Raw genomic sequence first — 18,216 nt, forward strand, 5'->3', positions numbered from 1 at the left:
CTACTCCAGAGTCTTCTCGACGTGGGAACCCTTGGCGTCCTTGACGATACGGAAACGAACCGGCACGCGCTCGGCGAGGTCGGCGACGTGCGTGACCAGCCCGACGGTGCGCTCGCTGGAGACCGTCAGCGCCTCCAGCGTGGTGGCGACGGCGTCGAGGGTCTCCGGGTCGAGCGTGCCGAAGCCCTCGTCGAGGATGATCGACTCCAGGCACGCGCCGTCGCGCGAGAGGCTCGCCAACTGGTCGGACAGCGCGAGCGCCAGCGACAGCGACGCCGCGAAGGTCTCGCCGCCCGACAGGCTCCGCGCCGGGCGCGCCATGTCCGCGTCGTGGTGGTCGACCACCCAGAAGTCCTGGTCGCGGTAGATCAGGTCGTACTGGCCGCCGGTGATGCGGCCCAGCATGACCGTCGCCCCGGCGACGAGCTCGTCGAGCGCCTCGCTCAACAGCCACTCCATGAAGCGGCGGGCCTCCAGATGCTTCGCGAGCTCCTTGGCGACCTCGGCCTCGTGCGCGAAGCGGCGCGCCTCGGCCTCGAGCTCGACGCGGCGGCCCCGCGCCTCGCGCAGCTGCGCGGCCGCCGCCCGAGCGGACTCGACGGCCGCGGCGTGCACGGCCACGTAGTCGCCGCCGGTGCCCGTGCGCGGCACGGCGACGTCGAACTCGGTCATCGCGGCGAGCAGCTCGGCCCGCAGCGTCGCGGCCCGCCCGTCGAGCGACTTGAGTTCCGCTCGGGCGGCCTCGCGTGCGGCCGAAGCCTTCTCCAGCGCCCCCGCGGCCCATTCGACGAGGCGCCCCCAGCTCTCGGCCAGGTCCGCCCCGGCCGCTGGCGGCCCGAGGACGGCGACCTGGTCCCGGGCGTGCCCGAACTCCCGCCAGGCCCGCTGCTGCTGCTCTTCGGCGCCCGCCTTGCGCTTCTCGGCCTCCCGCAGCGCCCGCCTCGCGGCCTTGAGCGCCGCGGCGGTGCCGCTGAGCAGCCGCCCCGCCTCGGCCGCGGCCTCGCGGCGAGCCTGGAGCGCATCGGCTTCCGGCACGCCTTCGAGCTTCTTGACCAGGCGGCGGCGCTTGACGTCGAGCTCGGTGAGGCGCTCGGTGTAGCTGTCGAGCTTCGCCTGGAGGTTCACCACGGCGGCCTGCGCGTCCTTGTACTCGGCGGTGGCCGTCTGCGACGCCTGCTGGGCCTCCTCCAGGGCCGCGGAGAGGTCCCGCTCGGGGACCGCCTCGACGGCGCGGTCGCACACCGGGCAGTCCTCTCCGGCGGCCAGCTCGGCCCGCAGCGTCCCGGCCAGGTCCGCCATGCGGGCCTTGTGGACGGCGGCGTGCTGGATCTCGACCTCTTCGGCGGCGGCCCCTTCGAGCTCCTTGGCCTCCTCGAACTGGTGGCGCAGCTCCTCGGTCAGCTCGCGGCCGGTCTTCAGGCTCGCCTCGGTCTCGGCGAGCTCCTCCCACGCCTTGAGCTGCCGCTCGATGAGCGCCAGATCGAGCCCGTCGAGTTCGGCGCGCAGACGCTCGTCCTCGGCCTCGGTGGCCTCGACCTCCGCGGCCTTCGCCTTGACGCGTTCGAGCGCGTCGGCGAGCTGCGCGGCGATGTCGTCGACGCCGCCGGGCCGCTTGATGTACGTCAGGGACGCCAGGTTCGCCTCGCCCTCGCTCAGGCGCCGCCGAGCGGTCTCGACGGCGGTCTCGAGCCCGTCGAGCGCCCCGGCCTTGTCCCGCACCGGCTCGGTGAGCTTCTCGAGCTTCTCGACCCGCAGCGCCGCCGCCGCGAGGTCCTCATCGCTCACCTGCGGGACCTTCTGCAGCTGCGCCTCGAGGGTCCGCTGCGCCGTGGCGGCGGCGTCCCGTTTGGCGCCCGCGAGCTGCTGGACCCTCCGATAGGCGCTGTGCCCCAAGAGGTTCTCGAGGATCTTGCGCCGGTCGGCGGCCGTGGCGTGCAGGAACTCGGCGAACTCGCCCTGCGGCAGCAGCACGCACTTGGTGAACTGGTCGAACGGCAGCCCCACGATCCGCTCGGCGGCGGCGCTCACCGCCGAGGGGCTCCCCGCGAGCGGCCTGCCCAGGCCCTCGACGAGCTCGGTGTCGTCGGCCGGGTCCACCCCGTCCGGCAGCTGCTCCAAAGCGGCCATGGTGGTCTTGACGTTGCCGTTCTTGTCGCGTCGCAGGATCCTGGTCGCCACGTAGTTGGCGCCCGCGGCGGCGAACACCAGCCGCACCCGCCCCTCCACCGCCGACGGGGCGATCGCGTGCTGCGTGGTGTTGTTGCGCCACCGCGGCGTGCGCCCGTACAGCGCGAAGCACATCGCGTCGAGCACCGTGGACTTGCCCGCGCCGGTGGGGCCGGTGAGCGCGAAGAAGTCGACGTCGGTGAAGTCGAGCGTCGAGGCCTCGGTGTAGGAACCGAAGCCGTGCATGTCCAAGCGTATCGGCCGCATCAGGTCTCCTCTGCCGCGACGGTCTGCGTCTCCTCGTACAGCTCGGCGAACAGCTTCGCCACGGCCGGGTCGTCGTGCCCGGTCTCGGCGAGGTAGGCGTCGAACAGCTCCCCGGGGCTGCGGCCCGAGCGCCGCTGCCGCGGCGCGGCCGCCTCGGCGCGCATCACCGGGTCGATGTGGATCTGCACGGCCCGGGGGAACAGCTCGGCCACCTCGCCGCGCAGGCCCGCGCGGGCCGGTTCGGTGACGAACACCCGCAGCCACGCGCGCTCGTCCACTTCCACTTCGCGCAGCTCCTCGAGCGTGCCGCGCAGCGTCTTGAGCGGCACCGCCTCGCTCAGCGGCACCTGCCGCACCCGAGCGGGCGTGTCGGCGGTGACGTCGACGAGCGTCACGCTCGGCGTGTGGTCCTCCTCGCCGAAGTCCACCGCGAGCGGCCCGCCCGAGTACCGGATCGGGCACGGCCCCTCGATCTTCTGCGCCTTGTGCAGGTGCCCCAAGGCGACGTAGTTCGTCGAGGCCGGGAAGACCGCCGCCGGGACCGCGTAGTCGGCCACGGTGTGGACCTCCCGCTCGCCGCCGCCGACCTTCCCGCCGACCACCGTCAGGTGCCCGCAGAACAGGTCCACCTCGTCGCCGCTGAAGCCCTGCGAGAGCGCGGACACCATGCGCCGCAGGTGATCGGCGTAGGCCGACTCGGTGTCCGCGGCGCTCAGCTCGAACAGCTCGGCCGCCCTGACCGCATACCGCTGGCTGACGAACGGCAGCGCCGCCAGCCGCCACCGCTCGCCGCCGGCCGTCTGCCCGGTGACGAGGTGGTCGGCGGCCTTGCCGATGCGGCCCCGCAGGTGGATGCCCGCGGCGGCGGCCCATTCCCGCAGCGCCTCCAGGCCCGGCCCGTTGTCGTGGTTCCCGGCGATCGCCACGACCTCGGCGCCCGTGTCGCGCAGCGCCGACAGCGTCGCCGTCAGCAGCTTCTGCGCGGCACTGGACGGCGAGGCCGTGTCGTACAGGTCCCCGGCCACGATCACCAGGTCGACGCTTTCGTCGCGGGCGATCTGCACGATCTGGCCGAACACGGCCCGCTGCTCGTCCAGCCGCGCTCGGCCCTTCAACGTGACGCCGACGTGCCAGTCGGAGGTGTGCAGGATTCGCAAGGCGGACTCCTCAACGCGAGCTAGAACGGGATGTCGTCATCGTCATCGTCACCGGCGAGGTCGAACGGGTCGACCTTCGCCGTCACGGACCTGGCCGACGACGCCGGGGCCGAGCCCGCCTCGGCCGGCCTGGTGGCCCACGCCGGGAACGGGAAGTTCACCACCAGCGGCACCGGCAGCTCCGGCTGGCCGACGAACATGGTGCCCGGCTTGGCCATCAGCACCCGCTGGCGCTGCGCCTGCGTGAGGAAGCCGTACTCCGGGCGCGTCGCCTCGGCCGCGTCGAGGCGCCCGACGACGCGCACCGCCGAGTTCGAGGCGATGCGCCGCTCGACCTCGCTGGCGGTCTGCTGCGCTCCGATGAGGACCACCCCGAGCGAGCGGCCGCGCTCGGCGATGTCGAGCAGGATGTCCTTGATCGGGCTGGTGCCCTCCCGCGGCGCGTACTTGTTGAGCTCGTCGAGGACGACGAACTGGAGCGGCCGGGCCGTCCCGGCCTTCTCCTTGCGCTCGAACTCGCCGCGCAGCACCACGCCGACGACGAAGCGCTGCGCCCGGTCGGGCAGGTTGTGCAGGTCCACGACCGTCACCTGCGCCTCGGAGGAGATCGCCTTGCCCCGCGGCGGCAGGTCCCCGCGGATGAGCCGCCCGATGTCCCGCCCGGAGGCGATGAGGCGGCGGATGAACGCGTTGACCGTGCCCAGGCCGATCGCCGAACCGGCCCATTCGATGCGGGTGGCGTCGTCGGAGAGCCGCTCGCAGATCAGGTCGACCAGGTCCCGGTACGTCGTCAGCAGCTGCCCGTCGACGGCGACCGCGCCGTTGTCCTTCGGGCGGGCCTCCTTGCGCAGCCGCGCGGCCACCTGGTGGACGACCATCGTGTACTGCTGGCGGTCGTCGTCGGCGTCGGCGAACACGAACGGCAGGAGTCCGCCGGAGCAGAACTCGGCGAGCGTCCAGTAGAACGCGTCGACGCCGGTGGACCGGCACGCCACGTCCGGGACGCCGTTGTTGTCGCCCTCCCGGGGCGGGGCGAGCACCTCCACGGACTTGAACGCCCCCGGCGCCATCCCCAGCTTCCGGTACGATTCGCGGATCTCGTCGTCGATCCTGGTGTTGTCGTGGTCGAGCAGCAGCAGGTCCTCGCCCTTGACGTTGAAGATCAGCGCCTTCGTGTTCGCGGCCTCGGCGCCGATCGCGCCCGAGTGCAGCAGCGAGTACAGCAGCCACGTCGCGAACGACGTCTTCGTCGCCACGCCTGAGATGCCCGAGATGGACACGTGCGCGCCGCGGGTGCCGTCGAGGAAGTCGGCGTTGAGGAACACCGCCTGGCCGTCCCGTGAGAACCCCAGCGGCACTTGGCGTTCCATGCCGTCGAAGTACAGTGCCCGGTCCCGCTCGGAGCCGGTGGCGCGCTCGACCGCCGCGCCCGGCGTCGGCGGCACGAACACCTCGGGCTCCACTCTCGTCACAGTGACCTCGGCGGCCTCCTGCACCTGCGCGGGCAGCAGCCCTCCGGCGATGTCGAACACGTCGGAGTCGAACTGCGCGCCCTCGTGGCGGCTGCGGACCGCGGTGACCACCCCGGAGATGCGGACCGGCCCCACGCCGGGGACCTCCCGCTCGGTGGTGAGCACGTCGTCGAGCTGCGCGTACGCCTCCGGGCCGACGCCGACCCAGAACGAGAGGGGTGTGGCGTCCTCGGTGCCGAGCACCCTGCCCACCGAATCATTCATGCGCATCATCCTCTCAGGTACCGGAGGATCAGGTTGCCCTCGGCTTCGATGACGTGTCGCAGCCGCAGCGGCCGGGCCGACGCGGCCGCCCGCCCCTCCGCGACCCGGATCGGGCCCGCGCCCACGAGCAGCGGCGAGACCGTCAGACACAGCTCGTCGACCAGGTCGGCGGCGATCAGCTCGCCGAAGACCCGCGGCCCGCCCTCGCACAGGACGCGCCGCAGGCCCCGCTCGCGAAGCACCCCGAGCGCCGCCTCGTAGTCGATCTCGCCGTGGCCGACCGCGACGACGTCGGCCACCTCCCGCAGCGCCGCCATGTGGCCCACGGCGGCGTCGGCCGCGCAGACCACGACCGGGCGGCGCGGCGCGTGCGTGAACAGCGCCGCCTCCGGATCGAGCCGGGCCGACCGCGACGCCACCGCCATCACCGGCACCCGGGGGAGCCCCCGCTCCGTGCGCCAGGCCTCCCGCTCGGGGTCGAGCACCAGCGGCCCGTAGCCTTCGGCGAGCACCGTCCCCGAGCCGGCGAGCAGCACGTCGCACGAGGCGCGCAACACCTTGAAGACCCGCTTGTCGGCCTTCCCCGACAGCGGCCCGGAAAGCCCTTCCAATGTGGCCGCCCCGTCGGCGCTGGACACGAAGTTGACCCGCAGCCAATCCTCCTCGGGAGGCTCGTACGCCTCGTGGAGTTCGGCCTCGCTCAGCTCGTCGAGCCTGAGATACTGCACATCTGGCACGGCCACAACCTAACTCATCGGCCCGACAACATCGCTCCCGCGACACCGGCCGAGCGGGGCGGACGCGGGGCGCCCACCTCAGCATGGCACGGCCCGCGCCGGTCGGCTCAAGCTCCCAGGACCCGGTCGAGATAGGAGTTCGCGAAGCGCCGCTCCGGGTCGACCTCGTCCCTCACGGCCAGGAAGTCGTCGAAGCGCTCGTAGCGCTCGCTCAAGCCCTTGGCGTCCAGCCAGTGCAGCTTGCCCCAATGCGGACGGCCGTCGACGGCGTTGCAGATCTCGGCCGCCGCCTTGAAATACTCCTCGTAGTCGTGCCGGTGGTACTGGTGGACCGCCACATACGCCGTCTTGCGGCCGTGCGCGGTCGAGAGCCACACGTCGTCGGCCGCGGCGAACCGCACCTCCACCGGGAACGAGACGTTGAACCCGCCCGCGTCCACCCGCGCCTTGAGATCGCGCAGCACCTCCGCCAGCGCCTCGCGCGGCACCGCGTACTCCATCTCCCGGAACACGACCTTCCGCGGCGAGGTGAACACCCTGTGCGAGACGTCGGTGTAGTTGCGGGAGCTCCACACGCGACCGGCCAGCCGGTTCAGGCTCGGCACGGCCTGGGGGAACCGCGCCCCCACCCGGTTGCTCGCCTCGAACAGGGCGTTCTCGGTGAAGCCCTCGTTCCACCAGTACTCCAGGCGAGTGGGGCGCCGCTTGCGCTCCTCCATGGAGTACCGGTTGTTCTGCTTGGTCAGCGTCCGCTCGGTGTGCGGGAACCAGTAGAACTCGAAGTGGTCGTTCTCGGCCACCAGCTCGTCCAGGCCGCCCAGGACCGCGTCCAGACGCATCGGCGTCTCCACCGCCTGCAACTGGAACGCCGGCACGCACTGGATCGACACCTCCGTGATGATCCCCAGCGCGCCCAGCCCGATCCGCGCCGCGGCGAACAGCTCGGGCCGCCGCTCCGGCGAGCACCGCACGACGGCGCCGTCGGCCAGCACCATCTGGAGCGCGCTCACCTGCCACGCCAATCCCCGGTACCGGTCCCCGGTGCCGTGCGTGCCGGTCGAGATCGCCCCCGAGACCGTCTGGCGGTCGATGTCGCCCATGTTCTCCAGCGCCAGACCGTGGGCGTCCAAGACCTTGTTGAGCCGCCACATCGGCATGCCCGCCTCGACGGTGACCACGTTCGTCTCGGTGTCGACGCGCACCACGCCGTCCATGTCGCCCATGTCCACCAGGACGCCCTCGGGAGCGGCGATGCCGCTGAAGGAGTGCCCGGCGCCCACCGCCTTGACGCGCAGCCCGTCGGCGGCGGCCTCGCGCACCGCCGCGGCGATCTCGTTCACCTTGCCGGGCTTGACGGTTCGGACGGGTTCGACGGCTTCGGTGCCGGACCAGTTCCGCCAGAGAGAGGTAGCCATTGGGTCTCCGGTTTGTCTGCGGTCTACTTAAAGGTAGCTTTCATCTAACCCGCACCCAACAGGAGGGAAGGCGTATGGGTCTCGACATCGCACCGGGCCTCGGTTCGACGGAACCGGTCCTCGGCTCGACAGACTGTCTGTTCGCGGAGCTCGACCGCGCGACGGCGAAGCTCCAGCCGCCCTTCGCCGTCGTCGAGCTCGGTGCGTTCGACACCAACGCGGCCATCCTGCGGCGCAACGCCCTCGGCAAACCGCTGCGGCTGGTCAGCAAGTCGCTGCGCTGCCGGGCCCTCATGCGCCGGGCCCTCGCCCAACCCGGCTTCAAAGGCGTCCTGGCCTACACCCTGCCCGAGGCGCTGTGGCTGGCCGAGGAGTTCGACGACGTCCTGGTCGCCTACCCGACGGCGAACGCCGACGCCCTGCGCCACCTGGCCGGCGACGAGGAGCTGGCCCGGCGCGTGACGATCATGGTCGACTCGGTCGAGCACCTCGACCACCTCCGGGAGGCCGCCGCCCCCGTCCCCGGCAGGCCGCTGCGGCTGTGCCTGGAGCTGGACATGTCGCTCGACCTCCTCGGCGGCCGGGTCCACATCGGCGCGCACCGCTCGCCGGTGCACACGCCCGAGCAGGCCCTGGCCATGGCCCACGAGATCGACAAGCGCCCCGGCGTGCGCCTGGTGGGCCTGATGGGCTACGAGTCGCAGATCGCCGGCGTCCAGGACGGCCCCGGCAGCGCCAAACTCAAGTACCCGCTGGTGCGGCTCATGCAGCGGATCTCCCGCGCCGAACTCGCCGAGCGGCGTGCCGAGGCCGTCGCCGCGGTCAGGAGCGCGGCCGACATCGAGTTCGTCAACGGCGGCGGCACCGGCTCGGTCGTCTCGACCGCCGCCGACCCCTCCGTCACCGAGATCGCCGCCGGCTCGGGCCTGTACTCGCCGGCGCTGTTCGACGGCTACCGCTCGATCCGCCCGCTCCCGGCCGCGTTCTTCGCGCTGCCGGTGGTGCGCCGCCCCCGCCCGGGCATCGTCACCGCCCTCGGCGGCGGCTGGACGGCCTCGGGCGTGCCCGGCTGGGACCGCCTGCCGAAACCGACGTTCCCCCGCGGCCTGTCCTACACCAGGACCGAGGGCGCCGGCGAGGTCCAGACGCCGCTGCGCGGCAGGGCCGCCGACGAACTCGCCCTCGGCTCCCGGGTGTGGATGCGCCACGCCAAGGCCGGGGAGCTGGCCGAGCGGGTCAACACGCTGCAACTGGTCGCCGCGGGCCGCATCGTCGACGAGGTCCCCACCTACCGCGGCGAAGGCTTCGCCTTCGCCTGAACGGCGGGCGCCGCGCCCGCCTCGCGCACTCCGAGGCGGGCGGGCCTCGACGGGCCGCCGCTTCGCGGTCAGTCGTCGTCCCAGCCGCCGTTGCCATTGCCGTTTCCGTTCCCATTGCCGTTGCCGCCACCGCCGCCACCGCCGCCGCCGTTGTTCTCGCACAGGCCCAGCGCCTCCGAGATCGGATCGCACGGCTGGCCGTTGCCGCCGCCGCCGTTCGGCTGCCCGCATCTGGAGTCGGTCGGGTTGGCCGCGCAGTAGGGACTCGACGGGTCGATCGTGCCGTCCTCGTTGAGGATGTCGTCCACGATCGGACTGCCCACGTGCTGGGCCTCCGTCCAGCCCTGCTGCTCGTACCCCTTGGTCTCGATCACCCCGGTCATGAACTGCATCCACACCGGATAGCTCAGGGTCGAACCGAAGACGCCGTCGGTGCCGCCGTCCTTGTTCAGCAGCGGCGCGGACTCGGCGGTCGCGTTGCCGACCCACGCGGCGATGCTCAGCTGCGGGATCGCGCCGACGTACCAGGTGTGGGCGTTGGCGCCGTCGTACTCCTCGGCGGCCTCCCACGTACCGGTCTTGCCGGTGTAGGGGCGGGAGAGCGGCTCGCCCTCGCCCTTGATCTCGGAGCCCACCCACTGGAGGTTGCGGGCGATGCTCACGTCGAGCGCCTGGGTCGACTCGAGCTCGCGGATCGGCTCGACCTCGTTGCCGTCGCGGTCGTAGACCGCCTCGACGAAGTGCGTCTCGTTGTAGACCCCGTCGGCGGCGATCGTGGCGTACACGGTGGCCATGTTCATCACGCTGGTCGGGTACTGGCCGAAGCTGATGTGGTAGTAGAACGGCGAGTTCGCGGACTCCAGGTCCAGCGGCGTGCGCACCGGCGTGCCGTCGTCGTTGTACCCGTCGAGCGAGGCGAGCGTGTCGATGCGGCCGGTCTCGTCGGTGGCGTAGCTGCCGTCCTCGTTTTGGATGACCCCGTGGCGCGAGTAGGTGATCGTGCCGTCGTCTTCCTTGTAGAACTGGTAGGTGACCTGCTCGCCGCCCTCGTTCTGGCTCATCGAGCGCAGGCCCATGTCGATCGCGGTCTCGAGGATCGCGGTGGCGCCGTACTTCTCGGCGATCGCGTACATCGGGGTGTTGCGCGAGTCGCGCACCGCGTCGGTCAGCGTCCGGTCGGTGTTCTCGGTGGCGCCGGCGTTGCTGATCGTGTTGTCCTCGAAGTCGCTCAGCGTCTCGAACTCGCGCGGCGAGTCGGAGTTCCACCACGAGTCGATCGAGGCGCCGTTCTTGATCGCCGTCGCAGCGGTGATCATCTTGAACGTCGACGACGGCGGGTGCGGGTTCTCGATCCCCGCCTTGTCGACGCCGAGGCCGTTCTCGCCGCCGTAGTAGCCGAGGACGCGGCCCGTGCCCGGCTCGACGGCGACGACGGAACTGGCCATGGACGCGTTGTACTCGGCGAGGGCGGCGTTGTCGTTGCTGTTCTCGAACTCGAAGTAGCCGTCCTCGTTCTCGTACTCGGCCGCGGCGGCCGGCTCCTCGACGACGTTGCCCTCGTCGTCGACCAGCTGGCCCTCCTCGTTCGTCTCGCGCTTGAGGTCGCCGCGGCCGGCGGTGTCCTCGGCCAGCCGCTGGATCTCCGGGTCGATGGTCAGGGCCACCGTGTAGCCGCCGGTGCCCTCGTCGTGGCCGTAGAAGTCCTCCTTGGTCAGGCCGTAGCGGCTCTCCAGCTCCGCCCAGACATAGCCGTCGGTCGGGTTGGTGATGAAGCCCGTCGGCGTGTCGTGGCCCCACGAGCCGGGGTTCTTGAGCTGCTCGTTGGTCTCGGGCATGCCGGCGTCGAGCTGCTCCTGGACGAGCTGCCGCTCCTCCTCGGTGAGGTCTTCGAGGGTGAGCAGGGCCTCCATGCCGTGCGTCCAGCGGTCGAGCGGGGCGGTGTCGCCCTCCTCGACGACCCGGGGGTCGAAGGAGCCGTCACCCGCCTTGACCTGCATGACCAGCACCATCGCCTCGCCCCAGGTCAGCTCCTCGAGCTTCTTGCCGAACCAGACCTCGGAGGCCGCGGCGATGCCGTAGGCGCCGCGGTTGTAGAAGTTGAGGTTCAGGTAGTGCAGGAGGATCTCCTCCTTGGTGTACTCCTGCTCCAGCTTCATCGCCATGATGGCCTCGCGGGCCTTGCGGCCGTACGAGATGTCGTCGCGGATGTCGGCGACCATGCCGGCGTACTGCTGGCTGATCGTCGAGGCGCCCTGCGTGTCGCCGCCGGTGACGTTGTTGATCAGGGCGCGCAGGGTGCCGGCGTAGTCGACGCCCTCGTGCTCGAAGTAGTTCTTGTCCTCCAGGGCCAGCAGCGACCAGACGACGCTCCTGGGAAGGTCTTCGTAGTCGTCGACGAGCTTGCGGTTGAACTCGCCGTAGCCGGCGACGACGGTCTCGCCGTCGGCGTAGGTGAAGGTGGTGGACTCGCCGAAGGCGAGATCCTCGGGCGCGGGCACGCTCTGGAAGAACGCGGCGCCGACGACGGTGCCCGAGCCGAGCAGCATGATGCCGACCAGGATGAGGGCGGCGTAGACGCGGCGGCGGCGCATGGACATGCGCTTCTTCTTGGGCTTCGGCTCGTCCGGGGTCCTGGCGCGCACCGCCGAGACGACCGAGGCCCGCCCCATGTTGCCCGGCCCCGTGCCCGAACCTCCACCTGGACCCGCGCCCATGCCTCCGCCCGCGCCCGGCCCAGTGCCCATGCCTCCGCTTGAGCCCGCACCTGTGCCCGCGCCCACGCCCGCGGGGCCCGCCGGAGGTTCGATCCTCGGCGAGCCGACGGGGGGTCGGGCCTCGGGGTACTGGTCGCGGCGTTCGTAGTCGCTCATGCTCAACCATCCACGTGTTCGATGTGCCGATCGGTGGCCAGAGGGCCGTCGTCACTCGGCCTTGCCGGGGCGCACCGGGAGGGAAGGTGCTGGAGCACCTCGTCGGCGCCCGGCGCTGTCATCGCCGGGGGAGGCTTGGATGATAGCGAACCCATTCCCGGCTTGCGATACATCCTCAGTTTGGCAGGCTACGCCATCAGTCCCAAAGCCACCATGGGCATTGGTGGCGAATCCTATTCGCGCCGGGCGTCACCGCTGGTCGGACACGCCGCGGGCGGCCCGTCGGCCGGAGAAGAGGCAGCCGCCGAGGAAGGTGCCCTCGAGCGAACGGTAGCCGTGCATGCCGCCCCCGCCGAAGCCGGCGGCCTCCCCGGCCGCGTAGAGCCCCGGCAGCGGCGATCCGTCCACACGCAGCACACGGCCGTCCAGATCGGTCTGGAGGCCGCCGAGGGTCTTCCGGGTGAGGATGTTGAGCCGCACGCCGATGAGCGGCCCCGCCCCCGCGTCGAGCAGCCGGTGCGGCGAGGCCACCCGAATGAGCCGGTCCCCGCGGTAGTTCCTGGCCCCGCGCAGGGCCATGACCTGCAAATCCTTGGTGAACTTGTTGGCCATCTCGGCGTCGCGGCCCGCCACGGCCTCCCGCACGGCCTCGAACTCCAGCAGCGGCTCGTCTGTGATGGAATTCATGCCCTCGACGAGCTTCGGGAGTGAATCGGCCACCGTGAAGTCCACGCCGCGCTCCTTGAACGCCTCCACCGGACCCGGCGCGCCGGGCAGCACCCGCTTCAGGAGCAGCCTGATGTCCTTCCCGGTCAAGTCCGGGTTCTGCTCCGACCCCGAGAGCGCGAACTCCTTCTCGAGGATCTTCTGCGTGAGCACGAACCACGTGTGCTCATACCCGGTGGTCATGATGTGCTCGAGTGTCCCCAAGGTGTCGAAACCGGGGAACAGCGGCGAAGGCAGCCGCCTCCCGGTCGCGTCGAGCCACAGCGACGAAGGCCCCGGCAGGATCCGGATGCCGTGCATCGGCCAGACGGGATCCCAGTTCGTGATGCCCTCGGTGTAGTGCCACATGCGGTCGCGGTTGATGAGGCTGGCGCCGGCGTCCTCGGCGATCCCGAGCATGCGCCCGTCGACGTGGGCGGGCACCCCGGCGATCATCCGCTTCGGCGGCGCGCCGAGCCGCTCCGGCCAGTTCCGCCGGACCATCTCGAAGTTCCCGCCGATGCCGCCGGAGGTGACGACCACGGCCTCGGCGGTGAAGGAGAACTCCCCGGTGACGTCCCGGCTCGTGGAGACCCCGCGCGGCGCCTCGTCGTCGGCCAGCACCGAGCCGCTCACGCCCGTCACGGCCCCCTCGGCGGTCTCGATCCGGTCGACCCGGTGCCGGAAGGCCAAGCGGACCCGCCCCGAACCCGCGGCCTCGCGCACCAGCCGCGCGAACGGCTCGACCAGCCCCGGCCCGGTGCCCCAGGTGATGTGGAACCGCGGCACCGAGTTCCCGTGCCCCTCGGCGGTGTAGCCGCCGCGCTCGGCCCACCCCACCACGGGGAAGAACCGCACGCCCAGGCCGTGCAGCCAGGCGCGCTTCTCACCGGACGCGAAGTCGACGTACGCCTCGGCCCACTTGCGGGGCCACTCGTCCTCCGGGCGGTCGAAGCCGGCGCTCCCGAGCCAGTCCCGCCACGCCAGCTCGCGCGAGTCCTTGATGCCCATGCGCCGCTGCTCGGGCGAGTCGACCAGGAACAGCCCGCCGAAGGACCAGAACGCCTGCCCGCCGAGGGACTGCGGGCCCTCCTGGTCGACGAGCACCACGGACTTCCCCGACCGGGCCAACTCGGCGGTGGCGACCAGCCCCGCGAGCCCGGCCCCCACCACGATGACGTCACTGTCCATGGCCCGAGCACCTTTCGAAAGCAGCAGCGCCTACCGGCGCGTAGGGGAGGTATACCAGTGCGGGGACGAGCCCGTCAACCGGTCGATCCCCGGTCGCCGCATGGGAAGCCCGAAGCGCCGAGCCGACGCATGACACAACCCTTAGCTCTTCACCGCGCCGCCCGCGCTCTCGGCCCTCTTCCGACCGGCATCAGCGATACACGATGTCACCTGTGGCCGTGGTCCTGGCGGTGCTCTGCCTACTTCTCACCTTGTGCACGGTCGTGGCGGGACCGGCGCACGGCGTAGGCGGCGACCGCCGCCGCGAGCGTGAGCCCCCAGGGGAGGAAGGACAGCCCCGGCAAAGCTGCTCCCCAGCTGTCCCGATCCATCTCGTCGAGACCGCCGAAGACCTCGGTGGTCACCCGCAGCCCCGCCTGCATGACCGTGATCGCGGCGCCCGCCCCCGGGACCACCGCGAACCAGACCGGCACCCGACGCCGCCCTCGGACGTCGAGCACCGGCTCGACCTGGCCGAGCGCGGCGCCGACTGACCGGATGCTCGCCGTTCAAGCCCGTTCGAGGAGCGCCTTGAGCGCGTCGGCGAACTGCGCGGGGCGTTCGACGGGGCCGAGGTGGCCCCCGGGGAACTCGGTCAGCGGGAGGCCGAGCCGCTCGGCCAGCGCCGCGGTGGTCCGGTAGGGCAGCTGGCCGCGTGAGTCGATGCCGGCGGCGGGGACCAGGCGCGCGGCCGTCGCGCCGAGCGCGGTCAGCTCGGGCTCGGCGGTGGCGAACGGGACCAGGATGTGCTCGAGGAAGATCGGCTGGAGCTCGCCGATCCGCGCGAACAGCTCCAGCAGCTCCGGATCGGGCGGCTCGGGCCGCGTCTCCGCGTAGCCGTCGAGCCAGTCGCCGGTGTGGCGCAGAGCCGGGGCGGCCGAGTCCGTTCCCGGAGCCGCCATGGCGGCGGCCATGGCCTTCATCGCCTCGGCGCCGCCGTGGGCGCGCGCGGCCGCCCGGACCGATTCGAGCGCGGCGCGGTGGTGTTCGGCGTCGGGCAGCAGGCCGACGAGCGGCGGCTCGTGGACGACGGCGAGGCGGACGCGCTCGGGGTGGCGGGCCGAGAGCGCGAGGGCGGTGATTGCGCCGGAGCTGGAGCCGAACACGATCGGCGGTTCGTCGAAGAGCGCCTCGATCAGCCCGAGCGCGTCCTCGGCGTGGACCGCCGGGTGCTGCTCGCCGGGCGCGGCGTCCGCCCGCGCCGCCGAGGCCACGCGGCTGGACATGGCGACGACGCGATAGCGGTCGGCCAGGTGCGAGGCGAATCGGTCGAAGACGCCGCCGTGCCCGGCGCCGCCGGGCAGGAGCAGCAGGGGCGGCCCTTCGCCGCGGTGGTCGTAGTCGACGGCGGTGCCGTTGAGTGTCGCGGTCGGCATGGGTTCCTCCAGTGCGGGTTCAGATCGTCGACCAGTCGGTGAGGGTGTGGTGGAGGGCGTCGACCGCTCGCCGCCATGAGGCGTCGAGACTGCGGCCGGCCGTGAATCCGCCGGTGGCCTCGAGGTCGCTGAAGCCGTGGAAGGTGCTGCGCAGCAGCCGGACCGCGTCGGTGGCGGCCGATTCGGACAGCTCGTAGCCGCGCAGGAGCGCGTAGCACAGTTCGATGATGCGGGCCGCGCCCGCCGATGCGGCGAGCCGTTCGGGTGAGACCGGGAAGCGGGTGGCGGCGTAGCGGCCGGGATGCTCGGTCGCGAAGGCCCGGTAGGCGTCGGCGAAGGCGCTCAAGGCGGCGCGGCCGGATCGCCCCGCCACGGCCGCGCCCAGGGCGTCGGCCCATTCGTCGAGCGCGAGCAGCGCCACGCGCTCGTGGAGGTCGGCCAGGCCCCGGATGTGGGTGTAGAGGCTGGCGTCGCGGACGCCGAACCGTTTGGCGAGCACCGCGAGCGTCAGATGGTCGAAGCCGATCTCGTCGGCGAGGTCGGCGGCGGCGGCCACCAGGGCCTCTGGGGTGAGTCCTGCGCGCGGCATACGAATTCCTAACATTCCTAGGTTGTTTCCTAATATGCCTAGGAATCGGGGCGGCGCGCAGATGCCGTCGCGGAGCTCACACTCTGCACAGCAGTTGGCCGTGGGGGATCATCAGCCAGGCGTCCGGCCGCCCGCTCCAGTCCTTCCAGGCTTCCGCGGCGGCCTCCAACTGCTCGCGCGTGGCATGGTCGCCCGCCGCGGCCTGCTCCGCGAACGCGGAGTGCAAGGCCCGGTCGGCCCACAGGCCGCCCCACCAGCGCCGGTCGTCGGGGGCCGCGAAGGTCCACGTCGACGAGCTCGCCTCGACGGCCTCCTCCTCGAACCCCGCTTCGAGCGCCCAGGACTTCAGGCGCCGCCCCGCATCGGGCTCGCCGCCGTTCGCGCGGGCGACGCGCTCGTACAAGTCCAGCCAGTCGCTCAAGCCCCGCGAGGCGGGGTACCAGGTGAACGCCCCGTAATCCGAGTCGCGCACCGCCACGAGGCCGCCGGGCCTCGTCACCCGGCGCATCTCCCGGAGCGCCTGTACCGGGTCCCCCACGTGCTGGAGCACCTGGTGGGCGTGGGCGACGTCGAAGGTGTCGTCCGCGAAGCGGAGCCCGTGGACGTCGGCCACCTCGAAGTCGATGTTCCCGGCGCCGCGCGCCGCGGCGTGCTCGGCGGCCTTCACCAGGACGCCTTCGGCGCGGTCGACCGCGGTCACGTGCCCTTCCGTGACGATCGCCGCCAGATCGGCCGTGATCGTCCCCGGCCCGCAGCCGATGTCGAGGATCTCGTGATCCGTCCGCAACTCGGGCAGCAGATAGGCCGCCGAGTTCTCCGCCGTCCGCCAGGTGTGCGAGCGCAGCACCGATTCGTGATGACCGTGGGTGTAGGTCGCCGTGTCCTTCGCCATGCGGCGACCGTACCCGGGTCATGTCATCTTGTGGGACGTATTTCCCGCGATGCGGAAAGAACTCACCAGCCTCGGCGCCTCGCCAGCCAGTCCGCCGCCGCCAGGCCGCTCCACCGCTGGTGCCTCCTGATGTACGGCGAGACGCCCTCGACCAGGTCCAGGCGCGCCTGCGCCAGGTAGTAGCCCGTGATCGCCGCCAAGGCCGTGTCCAGCTGCTCGTCGGAGACGCCGGCGGCCGTCGGATGGCCCCGGAACAGCGCCTCGGCATCGTGGCCGTCGCCGTGCGCGGTGACCAGGAAGCACACCGTGTCGAACCACGGGGCGTGAATGCCCATCCAGTTCCAGTCGCAGATCCACGCCCGGTCCGCGCCGACGATCATGTTGTCCGGCCGCAGGTCGAAGTGCATCGCCGCGTCGGCGCTGACCGCTTCGTCGATCCCGGCGTCCAGGGCCGCCAGCTCGTCGATGCGGCCCTCCAGCGGCGGCGGGACCTCGAAGGGCTCCTCCCGGCCGGCGGCCACGCCGGTGAACTTGCGGAGCATGTCGTCGATCGGGCGCCGCTCCACGCCCGCGTCCAGCAGCGACTGCGGCGCTGGCACCAGATGCTCGGCGGCCGCGGCCCAGGCGCGCAGCATCAGGTCGAGGTCCGCCGGTCTCAGTGGGAGATCCACCCCCCGGCCGTCCACGGCCTCGAAGCCCAGGACGACCCACTCGTCGACCTCATGGGCGAAGTGCAGCCTCGGTGCGGGGATCCCCTCGGGCAGGGCCGGGTTGATCTGTGCTTCTTTCCGGTAGGCGCCCAAGACGTACGGCAGGTGGGGCCCGGCGGCCTTGATGAACAGTTCGGCGCCCGATGCGGAGCGGACCTTCGCCGCGAAGCCCCCTGAGAAGCCGCCTCCCGCGAGTTCCACCGCCGTCGGCTCCGCGCCGAGCTCCTTCGCGATCCGCTCGCGTCCGGCGACGGGAAGCGCGTCGTAGGCGGGGCGCACCGCCGTGGCGGTGTAGGGAACCGGTGTGCCGAATCTGGACATGGCGCCAGTCTCGCCGGACATGGGAGCGGCCGCAACGGGTTTTGCCGGGTGGGATGCGAAAAGGCCCTTGTCACCAGGGCCTCGGGGGCTTTGAGTGGCCCTCGCCGCCGTGGTGGGGTCGGCGGCGGGGCCCAGTCCATTCTAGGTGTTCGGGAGCAAAGATGGAACCACTACGGGCAGAACATAATGGCCGATGTCTCCCACGGCGCTGTAATCCCTCGCCCATTTCGCGGTCGCGACGTCCCGGCACAGCACCACGAACGTCACCATGCAGCTCAGGGCGCGCTGCGCGTTGTCGATGAACTGGAGCCAGCATTCCGCCTGGTCGGCGTCGGGTTCGAGCACGGTGTCGAACAGCACCGCCACCACCTCCTCCTCGCCCTTGGAGTAGGCGGCCAGCGCGCAGACGCGGAACCGCTCGGTGCCGCGGGACGGGACGATCGTCTGGCGACTGATCGCGATGGCGTCGTATTCGGGCAGTTCGGGCCCGTCGGTCCAGTTGTAGAGCTCGGTCGCGAACTCGGGGCGGTCCTCCATCAACATAGCCAAGATCTCGTTGTACTCGATGAACATTCGAGTTCCTTACCTCCGTGCGGGGTCACATAAGGTGGGTTGTTGGAACAACGAGGACACGAGTGTGAAGGTTACGGGTCGCGGACCGTGGTTGACGAAGCCTCACGTGGTCGTGGAACCGAATCGTTGAAGCTTCATTCTTCTTGTGGGAGA

The 18,216-nt window shown here is 71.6% G+C and carries 14 protein-coding genes; 1 reads left to right on the forward strand and 13 read right to left on the reverse strand.

Going from position 1 to position 18,216, the window contains the following annotated elements; translation table 11 throughout:
- The 5 genes from YWW_RS0104650 to YWW_RS0104670 all read right to left on the reverse strand — a co-directional run bounded on the left by YWW_RS0104650 (position 1) and on the right by YWW_RS0104670 (position 7,478).
- On the reverse strand, positions 1–2,433 hold the full coding sequence (locus YWW_RS0104650) for an AAA family ATPase (RefSeq protein ID WP_026929184.1): 2,433 nt from the start codon (positions 2,431–2,433) through the stop codon (positions 1–3).
- The gene (locus tag YWW_RS0104655; RefSeq protein ID WP_026929185.1) at positions 2,433–3,590 is read right to left on the reverse strand and encodes an exonuclease SbcCD subunit D; all 1,158 of its coding nucleotides are present in this window, start codon (positions 3,588–3,590) and stop codon (positions 2,433–2,435) included. Before YWW_RS0104655 ends, YWW_RS0104650 begins: the two co-directional genes overlap by 1 nt.
- Before the next feature lie 20 nt (positions 3,591–3,610).
- Positions 3,611–5,332 carry an ATP-binding protein gene (locus YWW_RS0104660; protein ID WP_026929186.1) on the reverse strand — a complete coding sequence of 574 codons (1,722 nt, stop codon included), beginning with the start codon at positions 5,330–5,332 and terminating at the stop codon, positions 3,611–3,613.
- Complete coding sequence (locus tag YWW_RS0104665) at positions 5,332–6,063, reverse strand: pyrimidine reductase family protein (RefSeq protein WP_026929187.1); 732 nt, start codon at positions 6,061–6,063, stop codon at positions 5,332–5,334. Before YWW_RS0104665 ends, YWW_RS0104660 begins: the two co-directional genes overlap by 1 nt.
- 107 nt (positions 6,064–6,170) lie before the next feature.
- Entirely contained in the window at positions 6,171–7,478 is a 1,308-nt protein-coding gene (locus YWW_RS0104670) for a D-arabinono-1,4-lactone oxidase (protein WP_026929188.1), read from the reverse strand.
- 74 nt (positions 7,479–7,552) lie between these two features.
- Between YWW_RS0104670 and YWW_RS0104675 the strand changes: the two genes are divergently transcribed.
- Positions 7,553–8,797, forward strand: coding sequence for an amino acid deaminase/aldolase (locus YWW_RS0104675; RefSeq protein WP_026929189.1), 1,245 nt, complete (start codon positions 7,553–7,555; stop codon positions 8,795–8,797).
- 68 nt (positions 8,798–8,865) lie between these two features.
- On the opposite strand, the gene YWW_RS0104680 is transcribed toward YWW_RS0104675, so the two are convergent.
- The 8 genes from YWW_RS0104680 to YWW_RS0104715 all read right to left on the reverse strand — a co-directional run bounded on the left by YWW_RS0104680 (position 8,866) and on the right by YWW_RS0104715 (position 18,063).
- On the reverse strand, positions 8,866–11,667 hold the full coding sequence (locus YWW_RS0104680; RefSeq protein ID WP_081687188.1) for a transglycosylase domain-containing protein: 2,802 nt from the start codon (positions 11,665–11,667) through the stop codon (positions 8,866–8,868).
- Between the two features lie 249 nt (positions 11,668–11,916).
- A complete protein-coding gene (locus YWW_RS0104685) occupies positions 11,917–13,563 on the reverse strand; it encodes an FAD-binding dehydrogenase (protein WP_026929191.1) in 1,647 nt (548 codons plus the stop codon).
- 239 nt (positions 13,564–13,802) lie between these two features.
- Positions 13,803–14,063 (reverse strand): hypothetical protein, encoded by a 261-nt coding sequence (locus YWW_RS0104690; RefSeq protein ID WP_155829908.1) that lies wholly within the window; start codon positions 14,061–14,063, stop codon positions 13,803–13,805.
- 48 nt (positions 14,064–14,111) lie between these two features.
- Positions 14,112–14,978, reverse strand: coding sequence for an alpha/beta fold hydrolase (locus tag YWW_RS0104695; RefSeq protein WP_035697057.1), 867 nt, complete (start codon positions 14,976–14,978; stop codon positions 14,112–14,114).
- A gap of 19 nt (positions 14,979–14,997) precedes the next feature.
- On the reverse strand, positions 14,998–15,567 hold the full coding sequence (locus tag YWW_RS0104700) for a TetR-like C-terminal domain-containing protein (RefSeq protein ID WP_026929194.1): 570 nt from the start codon (positions 15,565–15,567) through the stop codon (positions 14,998–15,000).
- 76 nt (positions 15,568–15,643) lie between these two features.
- Entirely contained in the window at positions 15,644–16,459 is an 816-nt protein-coding gene (locus YWW_RS0104705) for a methyltransferase domain-containing protein (protein WP_026929195.1), read from the reverse strand.
- Positions 16,460–16,521: 62 nt separating this feature from the next.
- A complete protein-coding gene (locus tag YWW_RS0104710; protein WP_026929196.1) occupies positions 16,522–17,490 on the reverse strand; it encodes a phosphotransferase family protein in 969 nt (322 codons plus the stop codon).
- A 141-nt stretch (positions 17,491–17,631) separates the two neighbouring features.
- Complete coding sequence (locus YWW_RS0104715) at positions 17,632–18,063, reverse strand: hypothetical protein (RefSeq protein ID WP_026929197.1); 432 nt, start codon at positions 18,061–18,063, stop codon at positions 17,632–17,634.
- Positions 18,064–18,216: the final 153 nt, after the last annotated feature.

Source organism: Glycomyces tenuis DSM 44171, from assembly GCF_000427885.1.
GTDB classification, from domain to species: Bacteria; Actinomycetota; Actinomycetes; order Mycobacteriales; family Micromonosporaceae; genus Glycomyces; species Glycomyces tenuis.

Bases quoted from the DNA above. Each gene is read 5' to 3' on its own strand.
- YWW_RS0104670 (WP_026929188.1), bottom strand. From the start codon at position 7,478: ATGGCTACCTCTCTCTGGCGGAACTGGTCCGGCACCGAAGCCGTCGAA.
- YWW_RS0104695 (WP_035697057.1), bottom strand. From the start codon at position 14,978: ATGCCGACCGCGACACTCAACGGCACCGCCGTCGACTACGACCACCGC.
- YWW_RS0104710 (WP_026929196.1), bottom strand. From the start codon at position 17,490: ATGTCCAGATTCGGCACACCGGTTCCCTACACCGCCACGGCGGTGCGC.
- YWW_RS0104685 (WP_026929191.1), bottom strand. From the start codon at position 13,563: ATGGACAGTGACGTCATCGTGGTGGGGGCCGGGCTCGCGGGGCTGGTC.
- YWW_RS0104700 (WP_026929194.1), bottom strand. From the start codon at position 15,567: ATGCCGCGCGCAGGACTCACCCCAGAGGCCCTGGTGGCCGCCGCCGCC.
- YWW_RS0104650 (WP_026929184.1), bottom strand. From the start codon at position 2,433: ATGCGGCCGATACGCTTGGACATGCACGGCTTCGGTTCCTACACCGAG.
- YWW_RS0104705 (WP_026929195.1), bottom strand. From the start codon at position 16,459: ATGGCGAAGGACACGGCGACCTACACCCACGGTCATCACGAATCGGTG.
- YWW_RS0104680 (WP_081687188.1), bottom strand. From the start codon at position 11,667: ATGAGCGACTACGAACGCCGCGACCAGTACCCCGAGGCCCGACCCCCC.
- YWW_RS0104715 (WP_026929197.1), bottom strand. From the start codon at position 18,063: ATGTTCATCGAGTACAACGAGATCTTGGCTATGTTGATGGAGGACCGC.
- YWW_RS0104660 (WP_026929186.1), bottom strand. From the start codon at position 5,332: ATGCGCATGAATGATTCGGTGGGCAGGGTGCTCGGCACCGAGGACGCC.
- YWW_RS0104675 (WP_026929189.1), top strand. From the start codon at position 7,553: ATGGGTCTCGACATCGCACCGGGCCTCGGTTCGACGGAACCGGTCCTC.